17 protein-coding genes are annotated in these 18,090 nt (G+C 61.7%); 10 read left to right on the top strand and 7 right to left on the bottom strand.

Annotation, left to right across the window (positions count from 1 at the left end):
- Positions 1-34: 34 nt before the first annotated feature.
- Both O2N64_RS04555 and O2N64_RS04550 read left to right on the top strand, forming a co-directional pair.
- Complete coding sequence (locus tag O2N64_RS04555) at positions 35-1,039, top strand: ligase-associated DNA damage response exonuclease (RefSeq protein WP_271079099.1); 1,005 nt, start codon at positions 35-37, stop codon at positions 1,037-1,039.
- Positions 1,040-2,635, top strand: coding sequence for a cisplatin damage response ATP-dependent DNA ligase (locus O2N64_RS04550; RefSeq protein ID WP_271079098.1), 1,596 nt, complete (start codon positions 1,040-1,042; stop codon positions 2,633-2,635). It abuts the gene before it with no gap.
- 114 nt (positions 2,636-2,749) lie between these two features.
- Here O2N64_RS04550 and O2N64_RS04545 read toward each other — a convergent pair whose 3' ends face one another.
- From O2N64_RS04545 to O2N64_RS04525, 5 genes are all read right to left on the bottom strand, one after another.
- Positions 2,750-3,319 carry a gamma carbonic anhydrase family protein gene (locus O2N64_RS04545; protein ID WP_271079097.1) on the bottom strand — a complete coding sequence of 190 codons (570 nt, stop codon included), beginning with the start codon at positions 3,317-3,319 and terminating at the stop codon, positions 2,750-2,752.
- A complete protein-coding gene (locus O2N64_RS04540) occupies positions 3,316-5,535 on the bottom strand; it encodes a fused MFS/spermidine synthase (protein ID WP_271079096.1) in 2,220 nt (739 codons plus the stop codon). Before O2N64_RS04540 ends, O2N64_RS04545 begins: the two co-directional genes overlap by 4 nt.
- Positions 5,528-6,106, bottom strand: a complete 579-nt coding sequence (locus O2N64_RS04535) for a GNAT family N-acetyltransferase (RefSeq protein WP_271079095.1) — start codon at positions 6,104-6,106, stop codon at positions 5,528-5,530. Before O2N64_RS04535 ends, O2N64_RS04540 begins: the two co-directional genes overlap by 8 nt.
- Positions 6,107-6,110: 4 nt before the next feature.
- The gene (gene hemB, locus O2N64_RS04530; protein ID WP_271079094.1) at positions 6,111-7,106 is read right to left on the bottom strand and encodes a porphobilinogen synthase; all 996 of its coding nucleotides are present in this window, start codon (positions 7,104-7,106) and stop codon (positions 6,111-6,113) included.
- 76 nt (positions 7,107-7,182) lie between these two features.
- A complete protein-coding gene (locus tag O2N64_RS04525; protein ID WP_271079093.1) occupies positions 7,183-8,799 on the bottom strand; it encodes a M23 family metallopeptidase in 1,617 nt (538 codons plus the stop codon).
- Positions 8,800-9,027: 228 nt separating this feature from the next.
- On the opposite strand from O2N64_RS04525, the gene O2N64_RS04520 reads away from it, so the two are divergent.
- The 3 genes from O2N64_RS04520 (at position 9,028) to fdxA (ending at position 12,335) form a co-directional block, all read left to right on the top strand.
- Positions 9,028-11,661, top strand: coding sequence for a helicase-related protein (locus O2N64_RS04520; RefSeq protein WP_442866742.1), 2,634 nt, complete (start codon positions 9,028-9,030; stop codon positions 11,659-11,661).
- A 6-nt stretch (positions 11,662-11,667) separates the two neighbouring features.
- Positions 11,668-11,925, top strand: coding sequence for a S4 domain-containing protein (locus O2N64_RS04515; RefSeq protein WP_271079092.1), 258 nt, complete (start codon positions 11,668-11,670; stop codon positions 11,923-11,925).
- A gap of 71 nt (positions 11,926-11,996) precedes the next feature.
- Positions 11,997-12,335, top strand: coding sequence for a ferredoxin FdxA (gene fdxA, locus O2N64_RS04510; RefSeq protein WP_271079091.1), 339 nt, complete (start codon positions 11,997-11,999; stop codon positions 12,333-12,335).
- A 3-nt stretch (positions 12,336-12,338) separates the two neighbouring features.
- Here the strand turns inward: fdxA and O2N64_RS04505 are convergent, their stop codons facing one another.
- Positions 12,339-13,253, bottom strand: coding sequence for a tetratricopeptide repeat protein (locus O2N64_RS04505; protein WP_271079090.1), 915 nt, complete (start codon positions 13,251-13,253; stop codon positions 12,339-12,341).
- 86 nt (positions 13,254-13,339) lie between these two features.
- Between O2N64_RS04505 and O2N64_RS04500 the strand changes: the two genes are divergently transcribed.
- The 4 genes from O2N64_RS04500 (at position 13,340) to O2N64_RS04485 (ending at position 16,285) form a co-directional block, all read left to right on the top strand.
- Complete coding sequence (locus tag O2N64_RS04500) at positions 13,340-14,185, top strand: YihY/virulence factor BrkB family protein (protein ID WP_271079089.1); 846 nt, start codon at positions 13,340-13,342, stop codon at positions 14,183-14,185.
- Positions 14,186-14,397: 212 nt separating this feature from the next.
- Positions 14,398-14,931 carry a CarD family transcriptional regulator gene (locus tag O2N64_RS04495; protein WP_197920059.1) on the top strand — a complete coding sequence of 178 codons (534 nt, stop codon included), beginning with the start codon at positions 14,398-14,400 and terminating at the stop codon, positions 14,929-14,931.
- A gap of 184 nt (positions 14,932-15,115) precedes the next feature.
- The gene (locus tag O2N64_RS04490; protein ID WP_271079088.1) at positions 15,116-15,871 is read left to right on the top strand and encodes a head GIN domain-containing protein; all 756 of its coding nucleotides are present in this window, start codon (positions 15,116-15,118) and stop codon (positions 15,869-15,871) included.
- A gap of 78 nt (positions 15,872-15,949) precedes the next feature.
- Positions 15,950-16,285 carry a hypothetical protein gene (locus tag O2N64_RS04485; protein WP_271079087.1) on the top strand — a complete coding sequence of 112 codons (336 nt, stop codon included), beginning with the start codon at positions 15,950-15,952 and terminating at the stop codon, positions 16,283-16,285.
- Positions 16,286-16,293: 8 nt separating this feature from the next.
- Here the strand turns inward: O2N64_RS04485 and O2N64_RS04480 are convergent, their stop codons facing one another.
- Positions 16,294-17,235, bottom strand: a complete 942-nt coding sequence (locus O2N64_RS04480) for an L-threonylcarbamoyladenylate synthase (protein WP_271079086.1) — start codon at positions 17,233-17,235, stop codon at positions 16,294-16,296.
- 26 nt (positions 17,236-17,261) lie between these two features.
- Between O2N64_RS04480 and O2N64_RS04475 the strand changes: the two genes are divergently transcribed.
- On the top strand, positions 17,262-18,086 hold the full coding sequence (locus O2N64_RS04475) for an ATP-binding protein (RefSeq protein ID WP_271079085.1): 825 nt from the start codon (positions 17,262-17,264) through the stop codon (positions 18,084-18,086).
- The last annotated feature ends 4 nt before the right edge of the window (positions 18,087-18,090 follow it).

Below are 18,090 nucleotides of genomic sequence, written 5' to 3'. Positions count from 1 at the left end.
GGAACAGAGCGCGCGGCGGTGAATTCTCCTAGGGATGGCCGCGCCTTTTTCCTGGATCAAACCTGACCCGCACGGAATCTATATTCCGCCCGCCGATTGCTGGATCGATCCTTCGCGCGCGGTGGACAAGGCGCTGGTCACGCACGGCCACGCCGACCACGCACGTGGCGGGCATGGCAAGACCGTCGCTACACCCCAAACGCTCGCCATTATGGAGCTCCGCTACAACACGCGCGAGAACACGCGCCCGGTCGAATATGGCGAGACGGTGCGGCTCGATGGCGGGGTTGATGCGACTTACATCCCCGCAGGGCATGTGCTGGGCAGCGCGCAGATCCTGCTCGAACATGCAGGCGAGCGCGTGGTGGTTACCGGCGATTACAAACGCCGCCCCGATCCGACTTGCCCGCCATTCGAAGTGACACCCTGCGATATCTTCATCACCGAGGCGACCTTCGGCCTGCCGCTGTTTACCCATCCTCCGATCGAGGACGAGATGGCGAAACTTCTTTCCCGGCTTGAGGCGCATCCCGACCGCTGCGTGCTTGTAGGGGCGTACGCGCTGGGCAAGGCGCAACGCGTGATCGCCGAACTGCGGGCAGCAGGGCACACGCAGCCGATCTATCTCCACGGCGCGATGGAGAAGATGTGCCGCCTGTACGAAGAGCATGGTGTCGACCTGGGCGAGCTTCGCATGGTGACGGACCACGACAAGGACGATATGCGCGGCCACATCGTCGTCTGCCCGCCATCCGCGCTGAATGATCGGTGGAGTCGCCGCCTGCCCGATCCCATCACCGCCATGGCGAGCGGGTGGATGCGCGTCCGCCAGCGCGCGCGGCAGCGCAATGTCGAGCTGCCACTGGTTATCTCCGACCATGCCGACTGGGGCGAGCTGACGCGGACAATCCAGGAAGTCGACCCGCACGAAACATGGATTACCCACGGCCGCGAAGAAGCGCTGCTGCGCTGGCACCAGCTTCACCAGCGCCGCGCCCGTGCGCTGGCCGTGGTCGGACGCGAGGACGAGGACGAATAGGTGCAAGAATTCGCCGATCTCCTCGAGGCTCTGGTCTACACGCGCTCCCGCAATGAAAAGCTGCGGCTGATTGCGGAGTATTTGCGCAATACGCCCGATCCGGATCGCGGCTGGGCGCTGGGTGCGCTGACCGATGGGCTCGATTTCAAGGCGGTGAAGAGCTCGACCGTGCGTAACCTCATGCAGGACCGCGTCGATCCGGTGCTGTGGAAACTAAGCCGTGACTTTGTCGGCGATACGGCGGAAACCGCCAGCCTGCTGTGGCCGGAACCCCTCGGTGACGTCGCGCCGCCACCCACGGTGAGCGAAGCCGTCGCTGCTCTGTCAGCAATGACGCGGAACACCGCACCGACCGAGCTGCCGAAGCTGCTCGACCGGCTCGATCCCTCGGGTCGCTATGCGCTGATCAAGCTGGCGACGGGCGGGATGCGCATCGGTGTGTCCAGCCGCCTTGCCAAGGTCGCCTTTGCGCAGGCATTTGATGTCAGCGTGGACGATGTCGAGGAATATTGGCACGCGCTGCAGCCGCCCTATGAAGAGCTCTTCGCCTGGGCTGCCGATGGCGCCGATCCCCCCGATACAGAGAACATCCCGCTTTTCCGGCCCTTCATGCTCGCGCATCCGCTGGAAGAGACGCGGGTCGATCTCAGCGACTATGCGGCGGAATGGAAATGGGACGGGATCCGCGTCCAACTGGTCCATGTTGCGGGAGAGACGCGGGTCTATTCGCGCTCCGGCGATGATATCAGTGCGACATTTCCCGAGATGGTCTCCGCACTCGACAGGCCCGCCGTTCTCGATGGCGAATTGCTGGTCCGCGGCGACATGCAAGGCGGTGAAGAAGGCGGCGCGGCGAGTTTCAATGCTCTACAGCAGCGGCTTGGTCGCAAGACCGTGAGCAAGAAGATGCTGACCGAAAGCCCGGCCTTCGTGCGGCTCTATGATGTGCTGTCATGGGGTGGCGAGGATCGGCGCGGGCTCGAATGGGAGAAGCGGCGCGGTGTGCTGGAAGGCCTCATGCCCAAGCTGCCGGACAGCCATTTCGATCTCTCACAACTCGTCGAAGCGCGCGACTTCGATCATCTCGCCGAAATCCGCGAAGGGACGCGCGATGCGGCGATCGAAGGGCTTATGCTCAAGCGGCGCGATTCGCTTTACGTGCCCGGCCGCAAGACGGGCCTGTGGTACAAATGGAAACGCGACCCGCTGTTGATCGACGCGGTCCTGATGTATGCACAGCGCGGGAGCGGTAAGCGCTCGAGCTTTTATTCGGATTACACCTTCGGTTGCTGGGATGGCGATCCCGATGCGGGCGCCGAACTGCTCCCCGTTGGCAAAGCCTATTCAGGTTTCACCGATGCCGAGCTGAAGAAACTCGACAAGCTTGTGCGCCAGACAACCCTCAACCGCTTTGGCCCTGTGCGCGAGGTAGAGCGGACGCTGGTTTTCGAAGTCGCTTTTGACAGCGTTCACACCAGCAAGCGGCACAAGTCAGGCCTCGCGATGCGCTTCCCCCGCATTCACCGCATCCGCTGGGACAAGCCCGTGCATGAAGCGGATCGGATTGAGGCGCTGCAAAAGATGATCCGCGATTGAAGACCTAGCATCGGTCGCGACAAGCGACCGACAGAGGGCGAACGCCCGCCCGCAGCGGGCGCAGCTTGCCTGCGCATCAAGCGAGGACGAAGTCGCGGATGCGGCTTCGCAAAACTATGAAGTCGCGCGGCGCAACTCAGCCAGATGCCGTTGGGCGAGCTTGCAGTACCGCTCGGTTTGAAATTTGATCTTTGCGATCTGCGCTTCGTCTTGCGTCTTGTAATATTTCGCCGGGCGGCCGATCCAGATTTCACCCGGGCCGATTTTCTTGTTCGGGCTGAGCAAAGTTCCTGCGCCCAGCATTCCGCCTTCCGCAATGCGCGCACCATCCATCGCGACAGCGCCCATGCCCACAAAGGCGCGGTTTTCCAGCTGGCAGCCGTGAACAACCGCCATGTGTCCGATCACGCAATCCTCGCCGATGATCGTGGGCTCGCCATCGGTATCGGGGCGCGGACCTTCTACGTGGAAGACGCTGCCATCCTGCACATTGCTCCGCGCGCCCACTTCGATGCGGTGAATATCGCCGCGCAGCACGCAATTGTACCAGACGCTCGCTTCCGGCCCGATGGTCACATCGCCAATGATGCGCGCGCCAGGCGCGATAAAGGCGCTGTCCGCGATCTGCGGATACTTGCCATCGAATTCCATGATCGTGGCGCCGGGAAATCTGTCATCGGTCACAGGAAATTCTTCCAGACGAGATAGGGCAGGATCGACGCGTAATCGTCAGTCCAGACTGGCCCCTCAGGCGATTCGAGCTCTTCCCAATCGCCTTCGGCCGTTACGGCCTCGATCCTTGCCGGATCGCGTGAGAGGGCGACCCAGTTTGATCCGAAAAGCTCGTTTTCCGAATCGCCTTCATCTTCCAGCAGGCGTGCGGTGAGGCCGCGCGAGGCCGCGAGCTGAGCCAACACAGGTTCGAGCCGGATATAATTGTTGGAGATATGCATCACCAGCAGGCCATCTTCCGGAAGGGCGCGCAGATAGATATCCAGCGCTTCCAGCGTCAGCAGGTGCAGCGGGATCGCATCCGAACTGAAGGCGTCGATCACCAGAATGTCGAAACTGTTGCCCGGCATCTCCTCGAGTTCCAGCCGCGCATCGCCGATGACGGTAGGACTGTCCGGCGCGCAATCGGAGAGATAGGTGAACTCGCCATTCTCCGAATAATCGAGAACCACGGGATCGATCTCGAAGAAGGTCCAGTCCTGTTCCGGCTGTTTATAGCAAGCGAGCGTACCGACACCTAGGCCGACCACGCCCACGCGGGCATCGCTACCAAACAGCGTGTCGGCCATCAGCAGAGAGCGACCAACGCCCGAATTCGGGCCATAATAGGCGGTGGGCGAGCGACTCGCCTGTTCGCCCTCGCGCTGGACACCGTGGATCGTGGTGCCGTGCATCAGCAGAAGGTCCCCATCGGGCTCCTCTCTCAGCGAGTAGATGCCGAAATAGCTGCGTTCGCGCATGCCCTCTGCACTGAATTGCAGATTGGCGAGGCCACCAAGCGACAGGAGCAATGCGAAACAGCCGATTACATAAGACCAGCGGCGCGCCGCGAAGATCATGGCGAGCAGCAAAATGCCCAGCAGAGCGGCCCACTGGCCTGCGCTTAGCTGCGGATCGTCGAGGCTCGACTGGAAAATCACGAGCGATGTGTTGAACACGATGAGCAACGCCACCGACAGCAGGATCAGCGCCATGCGTGGATTGCTGAAGCGGTCGCCGATCAGCCGCTTCCACGGGCCAAGTGGCAGCAATGCCGCCGCGCCGAGGATGAGCAGCGGGTGCTCCCATGTCCAGTCGAACACGATGGGTGCGATCAGGGCAGTGAACAACCCGCCCAAAGCGCCACCAGCAGACATGATCAGGTAGAATTTCGTGAGCTGTGATGCCGGGGGCCGGCTTTCGTAAAGGCGCGAATGGAGAGCCACGGCGACGACAAACAGCAGCATGACGCTTGCCGCGGCAGCCAGCAGATCCGCGCGCCCCGCCGCAAACATGGCGACACTGCCATCGACGAGCAGAACCACCGGCGCGAGGAACACAAAGACAGCGGCAATCGTGCGCTTTTCCGCAAAGGCGATGGAGAAGCTGAGCAGGTACAGTCCCAGTGGAATCACCCACAGCAGCGGCATGGCCATGATGTCGGTTGTGAGGAATGTCGTGGTCGACAGCATCAGACCCGATGGAACGGCAGAAAGCGCGAGCCAGAGGCCAATCGTCTTCCAGCTGGTCTGCTGCTGCTCCTCATCTGTTTCGACCGGTAACTCAGCGACGGGCGCGGACACATCGCGCCGCGCGAACACGGCAAAAACGACCAGCAGGATCAGCAGGCCGTAACCAATCGCCCAGAACAGGCTTTGCTGGCCGATCGAGAAAAGCGGCTCTGCCAGCAGTGGATATGCGAGCAAACCCCCGAAACTGCCGAGGTTGGACGCGGCGTAGAGCGGATAGGGGTTTCCGGCATCGGGATGCGCGGCAAACCAGCGCTGGATCAGCGGAGCCTGCGCCGACACCGCGAAAAAGGCCGGGCCCACGGTCAGCAGGAAGAGCCAAGGCACCCACAGAGCCTCAAGGCCCGGCGCAGGTGTATCAAGGTCCGCCAGCGCCAGTGGCAGGGTCAACCCGCCCAGAATGAGCACGACGACGTGAATGATTCCCTGCGTCTTCAGCGCGAACCGCCCGATGATATGGGCATAGGCATAGCCCCCCAGCAGCAACGCCTGATAGACCAGCATCGCGCTGTTCCAGACGTTGGGCGCTCCGCCCAGGCGCGGCAGCGCCATGCGCGCGACCATTGGCTGGACGAGAAAAAGCAGGAAACTGCCCGCCAAGATCGTGATCGTGAAAAGCCAGCGCTGCGACGATGTGCGCGCGGCGGAAGTGTCAGTCATTGGCGCGGTGCCCCCATTGCTCCGCAGTGATCGAATAGACGATGGTCGGATTCAGATGCTCCGGCCAGTTATCGTCGCGATAATCCCATTCTTCCCGGCGCTGCATGCCGAGCTTTTTCATCAGGCCCCAGCTGGGCGCATTGCCTTCGACGGTAAGGGCGATGATTTCATCGTAGCCATAGCGACCAAAGCCCAGATCGAGCGAGGCGATCGCCGCTTCCTTGGCATAGCCCTTACCCCAGGCATCTTCGCGCAGCCGCCAGCCCACTTCAGGCATGTCGAACACCGGTGTGCCTTCGACATTCGCGCGTTTGAGGCCGCAAAAACCGAGCATTTTACCCGACAGATGTCCCCCATCGTCCTTGCGCTCGACAATCCAGAAAGTGTGGCCGAATTTGCGGCGATAGGTCTCCAACCGCTCTCGCGCGGCCGCCTTCGTGGCTTCATCCGCCTCATCGCCCAGCCAGCGCATGACCGCGGGCGTGTTGGTGAGTTGCCAGAAGCGCGGCCAGTCTTCCTCGCGCCAGTCACGCAGCACCAGCCGCTCGGTTTCGTGCCTGAAATCCGTCACAGGCTCAGCCTCCGAGGATCTGTGCAGCGCGCGGCGCATGATAGGTCAATACGCCCGAACATCCGGCGCGCTTGAAGCCGACCAGCTTTTCCATCAGCAGCGCATCGCGGTCACCCACACCGGCGGCAGCGCCCGCTTCGATCAGCGAATATTCGCCGCTGACCTGATAGGCATAGACGGGCACTTCGAAGCGCTGTTTCACGCGCCAGATGATGTCGAGATAGGCGAGGCCTGGCTTCACCATCACACTGTCGGCACCCTCGGCGATATCGAGCGCGACTTCGGCCAGCGCCTCATCGCCATTGGCCGGGTCCATTTGATAGGTTTTCTTGTCGCCCACCAGCCGCCCGCCGCTGCCCACCGCATCGCGGAATGGGCCATAGAAGGCGGAGGCGTATTTGGCGGCATAGGCCATGATCTGGACATTGTGATGATTGCCCATTTCCAGCGCCATGCGGATGGCGTGGACGCGGCCATCCATCATGTCCGACGGGGCGATGATATCCGCGCCAGCCTCCGCCTGGTTGATCGCCTGATCGACCAGCACCGCGACCGTATCATCGTTCACTACGTAGCCGGCATCGTTCACCAGCCCATCCTGCCCGTGGCTGGTATAGGGATCGAGCGCGACATCGGTCAGCACCCCGATATCATCGCCGCACGCATCCTTAACCGCCTTGATCGCGCGGCACATCAGATTGTCAGGATTGAACGCCTCTGCCCCGTCATCGCTGCGCTTGTCCGCTTGCGTGTTGGGAAAAAGGGCGATGCAGGGAATGCCGAGATCGACCGCCTCTTTCGCGCGTTTGGCGATGCCATCGATCGACCAACGCGATACGCCGGGCAGGCTGCCGACGGGATCCTCGACACCATTGCCCTCGGTGACGAACAGCGGCCAGATCAGGTCTGAGGGCGTCAGCACGGTTTCGCGCACCATGGCGCGGCTCCATGTCGTTGCGCGAGTGCGGCGGAGCCTGATGTTGGGATAGCTTCTGCTCATGACGCAAGTCCTGCCGCAAAAGCACCGCGCGGGCAATGCGCCGCGGGTGAATTACCCGCCGGGATAAAGCGACGGATCAATTCACGCGCTGACGATTCTCGATCCGGTCGATTTCGCGCACCGGCTCATCCGCCATGGAGGGATCGGGCGGCAGCTCAGACAGAGCTGCTCCTGCCTCAACCATTTGCAGGCGTACCAACTGCTCGCGGAAGTTCGCAAGCTGCGATCCGGTCAATCGCTCGCGGGTGACGAAGCGGACGGTGAGCGGATCGATCTTCTGCCCGTTGCGATACATTTCGTAATGGAGGTGTGGCCCAGTGGAGAGGCCCGTCGAACCGACATAGCCGATCACCTGTCCGCGCGTGACACTCTCACCATTGCGCACCGCGATGCGGCTCATATGCGCGTATCCGGTCGAGAGGCCGCCCGCGTGGCGGATGCGCACGAAATTACCGTAGCCACCGTTACGGCCCGCGTAATTCACGGTGCCATCGGTAGCGGCATAAATCGGCGTGCCGTGCCCGGCGCGGAAATCGACGCCCGAATGCATGCGGCGATAGCCGAGGATCGGATGGCGACGCATGCCGTAGCGGGAGGAAACAGCACCTGCCACCGGCCGGACGAGACCATCCTGCTGCGCGCCCTCGCCAGCGGCGCTGTAGAAACGGCCTTCGCGGCCAAACCGCATGAGCTGGACGCGCGGACGATCCTCGCGAATGATCGCGGCGTAAAGCAAATCGCCCACTTCGATCTCACCGGTAGCCGCGCGGCGATAATCGACGATCATGTCGAACTCGTCACCCGAGCTGATCTCGCGATCGAGATCGTATTCGCGGCCGATCGTGCGCAGGAATTCCTGCACTGCGCTCGGCGGAGCGCCCAGCGAACGGGCCGAACGATAGAGACTGTCCCCGACAGTGCCGCGCACGCGCAGCGGCGTTGCATCGACCATGATCGGTCGCGGATCGAGCACAAGCCGGCCGTCGCGGCGCGTCACATTCAGCTGCAGATCGAAGCGCGCGCGGAAAGAAAGGGCATCGACGGGGCGGGGCATGTCGGGAGATGCGCGGCGGCCCAGCGTAATGTCGACTTGCGTCCCAGGCTCGATATCATCGACCGGGATGGCGCCTTGGATCATCGTGGCAATGTAGCCCGCCTCATCCGCACTCACGCCTGCGCGGCGCAGCATGCGGTCGAATCCGTCACCTTGGGTCAGCGTGGCAACCAGATCGAGGCGTGGGCGTTCGGGCGCGCCTTCAAGTTCTGCAACCGCAAAAGTCGCGCCCATACGGCGGCCGCTATCGGCGCCCAGCGCCAGCGGCATGATCATCTGGCTGCGGAATTCATCGCGTACGGCGTCGTCGATCTGCATCGAGGGTGCGGCCTCGACACTCGAGAAACCCGGCCACGCGGCGAGCGCCACGGCTGAGAGCCCCACAAGAGTAAAAACTCCGCGCAGCCAGCGACGCGAACCGATATCATCTGCGAGATCAGGAGCGAGGTCTGCCGATGCGAGCTTCTGCGAAACGCGATCACGCCACCCCTGCCAGCGGCTGCCGAGGCCGGAGCCGCGCGGAATGCGCCGACGCGTAGAGGCACCGGCCACCGCAAGGACCTGACCCTGCGACAGCTGCGCGGGTGGATAGTCCCCACCCGGTGCTCCATCATGTTCGCTTTCGCGATCCTTGAACAACGCGCCCTCCTTGGCGGCCGCGCAAATGGCTGGAAAGCCAGAAACGGCGCGACCCGATTCCGGCCCACGGTAATTGCGCGGAAGAGTGGCTGCATAAAGTAAATTTCGCTTTAACGTCGATAAAGTGAGTCCTCTGCGCGACGAGGTGAGTCCAGCCGCATTCGCATTCTCCCAAGGTGGGCTGGCAAGGTTGCGCTGGCCCGCGCGAAGCGGCATGGCGAACCCATCGTGACTGCTTCCCGCACCGACAGCCGTATCCGCGCCGTGCTTGGCCCCACCAATACCGGCAAGACGCATCTGGCGATCGAGCGCATGTGCGCGCATTCATCGGGCACGATCGGTTTCCCGCTGCGGTTGCTGGCGCGCGAGGTCTATGACCGGGTCTGCGCGATCAAGGGCGAGGATGCCTGCGCGCTCATCACTGGCGAAGAGCGGATCGAGCCTCCTAACGCACGCTATTTCCTGTGCACGGCAGAAGCCATGCCCCGCGATGGCGGCAACAGAGCCTTCGTGGCACTGGACGAGGCGCAATTGGGGGCGGACCGGGAGCGCGGCCATATCTTTACGGATCGCCTGCTGAATGCACGTGGCCGCGAAGAGACCATGCTGCTGGGAGCCGCCACGCTCGAGCCCATGGTGCGCGCGCTGGTGCCGGGAGCGCTGATCGAAGAGCGACCGCGCTTTTCGACGCTCAGCCATGCAGGCGCATGCAAGCTTTCGCGCCTTCCTCCGCGCAGCGCAATTGTCGCGTTCTCGGTCGAGCAGGTTTATCAGGTTGCCGAATTGCTCAGGCGGTTCCGTGGCGGTGCAGCTGTGGTGATGGGCGCGCTCAGCCCGCAAACGCGCAATCGCCAAGTTGAATTGTTCCAATCGGGCGAAGTCGATTATATCGTCGCGACGGATGCGATTGGCATGGGGCTCAACCTTGATGTCCACCACGTCGCCTTTGCTTCGCTCAGCAAGTTCGATGGTGTGCGCCAGCGTCGCCTCTTCCCATCGGAAATGGCGCAAATCGCCGGGCGAGCCGGGCGGCACCAGACCGACGGCACATTCGGCACGCTGTCGGGTGGGCAAGGCACGCGCGGACGCGGTTCTCCGCTCGAATTCACCGAAGAAGAAGTGTTCGCCATCGAAGAACACCGCTTCGCGCCGATCACCAAGCTCTATTGGCGTGAGCCGCAACCGCGTTTCGACACGCTGGATGTGCTGATCGGCGATCTTGAGGCGAGCCCGCGCGTCGAAAGCCTTACAGCCGCGCCTGAAGCGATCGATCTCGCTGTGCTGAAGCGCCTTGCCGAAGATCCGGAAATCGCCCGCAACGTCAAGACGTCAGGGCATGTGCGCCGCTTCTGGGAAGCGTGCCAATTGCCCGATTTTCGCCAGCTTGGCCCGGAGGCCCATGCGCGCTTCGTTGCGCGGCTCTGGAGCGATCTGCAGCATGGCCATATCGGGCCAGACTTCGTGGCGCGACGCGTGGATGAGCTGGGCAATACCGCAGGCGATATCGACGCGCTGCAGGGCCGGCTCGCGGCGATCCGCAGCTGGGCCTATATTTGTCAGCGTCCCGATTGGGTCTTGGCGCGCGACGAAATGGCCGCCAGAGCCCGCTCAGCCGAAGCAAAATTATCGGATGCGCTGCACCAGCGCCTCACCGAACGTTTCGTCAATCGCCGAACCGCTGTATTGATGCGGGGCATGGGAAAGGATGCAGGACTTTTGCGCGTAAATCTTGAAGACGATGGCCGGGTTACGGTCGAAGGCCAGCCGATCGGGCATCTCGATGGCTTCCGCTTTGTGGTCGATCCAGAAGCGAGCCATGAAGACCGCAAGCTTATGCTGGCGGCGGCTGAGAAGCATATGGCGGCGTTGCTCGCGCAGAAGGCTAACAAGCTGATTGCGGACGAGCTGGGCGAGCTGACGCTGGCCAATGGCGAGATCATGCGTGATGACAAGGTTGTGGCCGAACTGGAGCGCAGCAAGCTCATCACTCAGCCCCGCATCGTCATGACGAAGGAGCTTGGCCAACTCGATCCGGCGCAAAAGTCGCGGCTTGAAGATGCGCTACGCGTCTGGCTGACAGAGCAACTGGCGCCGCTCGCACCCTTGCAAGCTATCGAAGAAGCCGCCGAAGATCCCGAAGCGGGCAGCGAAGTGCGTGCACTGCTGCTCACACTCGCCGACCGCAATGGTACCGTCTGGCGCGAAGATGCCGGCCTGCGGCATATTCCCAAGGAAAAGCGCCCTTTCATGCGGCGTCTTGGCGTCACGATCGGCTCGCTCGATGTCTATATGCCCGCGCTGCTCAAGCCAGCGCCGCGCCGCCTGCTGAAAGCGCTCGGCGTAGATCCTCGACCGGTTCGCGAGCAGATGGAAGCGGTGATCGAAAGCGCGAAGCCCATGCCCGCCGGATATCGCCGCGCAGGCAAGCAGGCGATCCGCGTCGATATGGCTGAAAAGCTTTTCCGCTCCGCGCATGAACAGCGCGCCAAGGCGCAGGCAGCGGGAGACAAAGGGGCAAAAGGTTTCCCTGTCGATATCGCGCTCGCCACCAGCATGGGGCTGGCTGAAGAGAATTTCCGCAGCCTGATGAAGGATGCAGGCTTCCGTCAGGGGCAGAAGGAAGAGCTGGCAGAGGGCATGTACGGGCCGGAGCGCCCGGTTCCGTGGACCTGGCGTGCTCCGCGCAAGGACAATGCGCCGCCAGCGCGTCATCGTCCTTCAAATGGGCGCAAAGGCAAGCCGGGCGGGAAACCCCAAGGCAAGCCAGACAACCAGAGGCATTCTCGCGGACCGCGCAAGCCCGCCAACCAGCCGGCCACCGGCAAAGCGCTGGCAGGCCTGGCGGATTTGCTGAAGAAATAGGCTTTGATGCGGCTCGACCTGCTGCTGTGCCGATTGCGCTTTGCCAAAAGCCGCTCGCTCGCACAGCGATGGATTGCAGAGGGTCATATCAGGCGCAATGGGGTGCGGGTCTTGGCCAGTGACGAGCCGATCTCGTCGGGTGATGTACTCACTCTGCCCATCGGCCGCACCTTGCGGGTAATCGCTATCGAAAGTCTGCCCGAACGCCGCGGTCCGCCAGCAGAAGCCCGCTCGCATTATCACGAACATACGCGCGGCGCTTGACGCTCCGCGTGTCTTCGCCATAGGAGCGCGAGAACAGTTTTCGCCGGACCATTTGAAGGGATTCCCGCCACATGACCTATGTCGTCACCGACGCCTGCATCAAATGCAAATATACCGACTGTGTCGAAGTGTGTCCGGTCGATTGTTTCTACGAAGGCGAGAACATGCTCGTCATCAACCCGTCGGAATGCATCGATTGCGGCGTGTGCGAGCCGGAATGCCCCGCCGAAGCCATCCTGCCCGATACCGAGGACAACCTCGAGAAATGGCTGGAAGTGAACGCCAAGTTCTCCGCCGAATGGCCGAACATCACCGAGAAGAAAGATCCGCCGGAAGACGCGGATGAGCACAAGGGTGAAGACGGCAAGTTCGAGAAATTCTTCTCCGAAGAGCCCGGCGAAGGCGACTAGGTCTCATTCTCCGGCTTCGGCGATAATCCGACCGAGATTTTCAGCAAATTCTGCAGCATTGGCCCGGATTTCCGGGTCCGGATGATGCTGCGCTGCGTCGCGAGCGTAGCCCTGCGCTTCGCTAATCAATGGAAGGTTGATGCGCGTCTGCTCGCCTTCCGTCACCATGCCCCGACGGGAAAGTGACAGCGACAACTGCCATGATGCATCGGGTCGGCCAGCCTCGTGCGATCGGCGGAACCAGTGCGAAGCGCGCTCGTCATCCGCGCTGACACCATCGCCGCGCGTATAGATCTGACCAAGCAGATAAGTCGCATTGGACTGACCCTGAGCCCCAGCCTCTTCCAGCCACAAGCGAGCGGCAACAGGGTCTCGCTCGATCCCTTCGCCTATCAACAAGAAGGTGCCGATGTCTGTCTGCGCGTCAGCATCACCTTGCATGGCAGCGGTTCGGCACAAAGCGATCCCGCGCTCGGCATCGACGTCACCGCCCTGCCCGCGCACAAGCATCGTTCCCAGTCCACAAAGTGACGTAACGTAGCCAGCGTTGATTGCCCGTTCATAAATGACGCGCGTACGGACATAGTCCTGCTCGCGGCCATTGCCCTGATAATAGCAAGCTGCAAGCGAATGGAGGGAATCGCCTCTCACATCACCAACTTGCTCAAAATAATCGCAGCCGCGCGCCGCATCTTGCTGCACGCCTTCCAAGCCGAAGGTGAAAATCTCGCCGAGTATGGAGATGGCGCTCGCGTCTCCAGATGCGCCCAACTCTTCAAACGCTGCGATCCACGCTTCTTCAGACATGGTCTCACGCATTTCGAAATGCTCTAGCGCAGCTTCCGAATATTCAGGCTCGACAGCTTCGAAATCGGGCGCGGCGGTTTGCACCAACGCCAGTGCAACCCATGCAAGCATTCACAATTCTCCTCAGCGGTGAAGACTTTCACATCGGTGCATGGGCCACAAGTCCAATTGTTTTCAAACGCCTCTTTCTCCCGACTATGAACCATCTGCGCTTTGCGGCGTTGGTGGGCATGGGGTTTATCGACAGACTGAAGCGCGCCTGGTCACAGGCTTCCGATCACAACACATCCATTCTGGCTGCAGGGGTCGCGTTTTATGCCTTCCTTGCGCTGGTGCCACTGCTGGCATCGGTCGTGCTGTCCTACGGATTGCTCGCCGATCCCGCGACTGTGGCGGATCATCTCAACAGTATCGCGCGTGAGCTGCCGCAATCGGCCGCCGAGTTGATCGGTACGCAGCTGGAATCGATCGTCGAGACTTCGGGCAGCGCCAAGGGTCTCGGCCTGCTGGTGTCGCTCGCCATCACGCTAGTGGGTGTGCGCAGCGCGGCAAATACTTTGATCACTGCGATCGCGACCGCTTTCGATGATCAAGGAAATCGGAGCTTTATTCGCGCCAATTTGCTGGCGATTGCGATGACGATTGGGGCGATATTGGGCGGTGGCCTTATCGCAGGAGCCTTGGCGGTGAGTTCTGCTGTGATCGGCCAGTTGCCCGATCTCTCGGGCGCAGCCAAAGCATTGGGACAGCTGCTCACATATACGATCGTAGGCTTGGGTACGGCGGCGGGCGCAGGACTTCTTTACCGCATCGCTCCGCCGAGCTTCTCGCCAGGCTGGAAGCGCGTTCTTCCGGGCGCACTGTTGGCCGGATTTGGCGTCCTTGTGCTGACCGCAGCCTTCGGTTTCTACGTTGCGAATTTCGGCAGCTACAATGCGACCTACGGTTCGCTTGGCGCGGTCGTCGTCTTGCTGACCTGGCTATACTTGAGCGCCTATGTGGTATTGTTTGGCGGAGAGGTGGCCGCCACCGAACCTGCTTAAATCGCGAGCATAAGTTGCAAAGCGCAACAGGGTGGCAATTATGTCACGAATCTGTTATATACTTACGCAACTGGCGGCTCTTCTTGAGCCTCAGGCGGATAGGAAGGCAGGTCCCCGCTTCTAGCAACAGGTAACAATTCGTCGCCGCTGATGGTCAGCGGAGGGGGAGTTTTACTTTGTCTTGCGGGGGTTTGCGACAGAAAGGAATATTTATGGCTGCGAATGCGCCCGTCTTCGAAGTCGGCGACTACGTTGTCTACCCCAAGCACGGTGTTGGCCGTGTAATCGAGCTCCAGAATGAAGAAATCGCCGGCATGCAGCTGGAGCTGTATGTGCTGCGTTTCGAGAAAGAGCGGATGACCCTCCGCGTGCCGACCAACAAGGTTGAATCGATCGGCATGCGCAAGCTTTCCAGCGACAAGACGCTGAAGGAAGCGATGGAGACGCTGAAGGGCAAGCCCAAGGTGAAGCGCACCATGTGGTCGCGCCGTGCCCAGGAATATGAAGCGAAGATCAACTCGGGTGAGATCGTCCTGATCGCCGAAGTGACGCGCGACCTGTTCCGCCCCGAAGACCAGCCCGAGCAGAGCTATTCCGAACGGCAGATCTTCGAAGCGGCATCCAGCCGCCTGGCGCGCGAGCTGGCTGCGATGGAGAAGACCGATGAGCCGACCGCACTCGAGAAAATCCTCGATGTTCTGAAAGAACACGCGCCGCAATATTACGAGAACAACGACGACGACTAAGCGCGTCGCACAAAGCTTCTCAAAGCGTTCAAAGGGCCGTTCACAGCATGTGAGCGGCCCTTTTTCGTGCGCGGACGGGCGGCAAAGTGCATCGTCAAAGCCCCGCGAGCCGTCGACGAGCGGCTTTGCCTTGCACATTCCGTCTGTGTATTACAGTAACAACACACAGACGGAGGACTAGCATATGAATTTCGGGAAACTCGCGCGCCGGATTGCGCCTTTCGCAGCTTTGGCAGCGGCAACCGCGCTCTCTGGCTGCGGTGATATGAACATCAGCATCAATGGTGAGGAAGGCGTCCCGCTTTCCGAACTCGATTTTTCCGGCGATACGCCAACCGGCGTTGCCATGGGTGGATCCGATGCCGTGGTGATTACCAGCGGCGATGATTTCACGATCAATGTCGATGGCAGCGATGAAGCGATTGAGCGGATGCGCTTTGTCCTTTCCGAAGGCACGCTGGCAATCGGCCGCGCGAATGATTCTTCCAATGGCGGGGGCATCGCCACTGTATTGATCACCATGCCAGCGCCGGAAACGCTCGCCATGGGCGGATCGGGCAGCATTACGGCAGACACGATGGCGAGCAATGCGGAGATCGTGGTCGGCGGATCGGGCAGCGTCGAAGTGGCGAGCGTGGATGCCGATTCGCTTGAAGTTGTCATCGGCGGCAGCGGCAGCGCGACGACCTCCGGCACTGCGGACCGGCTCGAAGTGACTGTGGGTGGCAGCGGCTCTGCCCTGATGCCAGATTTGCAGACTGAACGCGGTGAAGTGAATATCGGCGGATCGGGGGATGTCAGCTTTTCCTCCGACGGCCGCGTCGAAGCGAACATCGCTGGATCGGGCACCGTCCGTGTCTTTGGTTCGGCTACCTGCGAAGCCAACACCATCGGCTCTGGCGAGCTGATCTGCGAAGAGGTGGTCGAGACCGCCGAGTAAGCATTTGATCGCAAATTCATTGCGATGACAGCAAGGCGGGTTCACTAAGGCTGCATTCGGCATCCTTGGGAGCCCGCCATGCTGCGTTTAAGACTGATGACCTTGCCGCTCGCCGCGCTGCTCCTGAGCGGCTGCGTTGCGAAGACACTGGTCGATGTCGCGACCGCTCCTGTGCGCGGCGTAGCGCAGGTCGCCGATTGGGCCACGACGAGCCAGGACGAAGCCGATCGCAATCGCGGGCGCGAAATTCGTGAACGCGAAGAGCGCCTGGGCGAATTGCAGGGCGATTACGAAGAGCTTTCGGAAGACTGCCGCGACGGAGATGATCGCGCCTGCCGCGAAGCTGTCGAACTACGCGCCGAAATGGATGAGCTGATCCGCTATATCCCCGCAGACCCGCCCGAAGATGACTAGACGGACGATTAGGCCGCAGCCCGCCTTAACCGGTCATTGATCGCGCGTCCCATTCCCTCCTCAGGGATCGGCGCGACGCAAATTGTCTGTTTTTCGGACGCTGCCGCCTTGTGGAGACAAGCGTAGAGCCGTGCAGCTGCCTCGGCGAGATCGCCCGTCGCGGACAGCGTTGTATCGCCTTGCACTGAGCCAAATCCGATCATGAAAGCGCCTTCTGTCGGCTTCGCGCAATCGAGCATCACGGGCTTGCCCGGCGAATAATGCTTTTTCAGTTGTCCAGGCGCTTCAATTGTCGCGCCGCGCGACTTTTCTTGCGGGCCAAGTAGGTCCTCTAACTCTTCAACAGGGATCGGCCCGGGGCGCAGGACGCTCCACTCGCCATTCTCTCGCAGCGCAACAATGGTCGATTCCAGACCAGCTTTCGCCTCGCCTCCATCGAGGATCGGTGGGCTGTCCTCACCGAAGGACGCAAGCACATGCGCGGCGCTTGTCGGACTCAGCGCATTGCTACGATTGGCAGACGGCGCCGCCAACGGAAGGTCGAGCTCCGAAAGGACCGCAGCCGCCACTGGATGCGCAGGCTGACGCAGCGCGATGGTTGAGAGGCCGGCGCTCACCGCAGGAGCAATCCCGGCATCCTCACGAAGTGGCAGGACGAGCGTGAGCGGACCTGGCCAATAGCGCCGCGCCAGATTCTCGGCACGGTCATCGAACTGGGCAAGGCGTTTCGCCATCGCGAGCGAAGACACATGCACGATCAGCGGATTGAAATCGGGACGGCTCTTGGCGCGATAGATCTCCGCCACCGCTCCTGCGTCGTCAGCGCGCGCGGCAAGGCCGTAGACCGTCTCCGTCGGCAGCGCGACGAGCTTGCCTTCGCGCAGCAATTGCGCCGCTTGGGCAATGCCGCTCGCATCAGGCTCCAGAATTGCAGGATTCTTGCCGCTCATCGCATGGCCCTATAGGGACATCGGCGATGGAAGACCAAGCCCAACTGCTCGCCCGGATTGCAGACGCGCTCGAGCGGCTGTCCTCGACCACGGCGGGCGATGTCGATTGGCTTGGCTTGCCTGCCTATGTCTGGACGACGGCAGGCGCGCGGCCGGTGTTTGAGATTGACGCACCCGCACTCGATCTGCTGCGAGGGATCGACGCACAAAAGGATGCGGTCACAACGAATGTGGATCGACTGGCAAAGGGGCAAGCTGCGCATGATATGCTGTTGTGGGGCGCGCGCGGGATGGGCAAGTCGGCCCTGATCCGCTCAGCCGTCCGTGCTGCGCAGGGTGATGGCGGGTCAATAGCGCTTGTGCAGGTAGGAACCGACGCCGTGACGTCACTTCCGCAGCTTTTCGCGCAATTGGGATCGGTCGAAGGCAACTTCCTGATTTTCATAGATGATCTGGGATTTTCCGAGAGCGATGACACGACCCCGCGCCATTTGCGGAGCTGGCTCGACGGTGGTGTCGAGGCACGCCCGGCCAACGTGCGCCTCGCCATCACGAGCAATCGTCGCGCGATCCTGCCGCGCCATGCGAGTGAGCAGGACGATCCGATCAATCCCCGCGATGCGGTGGACGATAATCTCGCGCTGGCGGACCGCTTCGGCCTATCGCTCGGATTCCACAATGCCAGCCAGGACGATTATCTGGAGATCGTGCGTGGCTATGCCTCAGAATTCGGTCTCGATTACGATCGGGAGGAGGCGCTGGGCTGGGCCAAGCGCCGAGGTGCCCGGTCAGGACGGGTGGCGTGGCATTTCATTACCGAACTTGCCGGACGCGCCGGAAAGCGGCTCTGATCGC

It is taken from the genome of Aurantiacibacter sp. MUD61 (genome assembly GCF_027912455.1).
Taxonomy (GTDB): domain Bacteria; phylum Pseudomonadota; class Alphaproteobacteria; order Sphingomonadales; family Sphingomonadaceae; genus Alteraurantiacibacter.
The sequence above is the reverse complement of the archived record's forward strand: the minus strand, read 5'-3'. Positions and strand labels throughout refer to the sequence as shown.

Excerpts from the sequence above, each read along its gene's own strand:
- O2N64_RS04555 (WP_271079099.1), top strand. The coding sequence starts at position 35 with ATGGCCGCGCCTTTTTCCTGGATCAAACCTGACCCGCACGGAATCTAT.
- O2N64_RS04540 (WP_271079096.1), bottom strand. The coding sequence starts at position 5,535 with ATGACTGACACTTCCGCCGCGCGCACATCGTCGCAGCGCTGGCTTTTC.
- hemB (WP_271079094.1), bottom strand. The coding sequence starts at position 7,106 with ATGAGCAGAAGCTATCCCAACATCAGGCTCCGCCGCACTCGCGCAACG.
- O2N64_RS04515 (WP_271079092.1), top strand. The coding sequence starts at position 11,668 with ATGCGGCTCGACCTGCTGCTGTGCCGATTGCGCTTTGCCAAAAGCCGC.
- fdxA (WP_271079091.1), top strand. The coding sequence starts at position 11,997 with ATGACCTATGTCGTCACCGACGCCTGCATCAAATGCAAATATACCGAC.
- O2N64_RS04505 (WP_271079090.1), bottom strand. The coding sequence starts at position 13,253 with ATGCTTGCATGGGTTGCACTGGCGTTGGTGCAAACCGCCGCGCCCGAT.
- O2N64_RS04500 (WP_271079089.1), top strand. The coding sequence starts at position 13,340 with ATGAACCATCTGCGCTTTGCGGCGTTGGTGGGCATGGGGTTTATCGAC.
- O2N64_RS04495 (WP_197920059.1), top strand. The coding sequence starts at position 14,398 with ATGGCTGCGAATGCGCCCGTCTTCGAAGTCGGCGACTACGTTGTCTAC.
- O2N64_RS04490 (WP_271079088.1), top strand. The coding sequence starts at position 15,116 with ATGAATTTCGGGAAACTCGCGCGCCGGATTGCGCCTTTCGCAGCTTTG.
- O2N64_RS04485 (WP_271079087.1), top strand. The coding sequence starts at position 15,950 with ATGCTGCGTTTAAGACTGATGACCTTGCCGCTCGCCGCGCTGCTCCTG.
- O2N64_RS04480 (WP_271079086.1), bottom strand. The coding sequence starts at position 17,235 with ATGAGCGGCAAGAATCCTGCAATTCTGGAGCCTGATGCGAGCGGCATT.
- O2N64_RS04475 (WP_271079085.1), top strand. The coding sequence starts at position 17,262 with ATGGAAGACCAAGCCCAACTGCTCGCCCGGATTGCAGACGCGCTCGAG.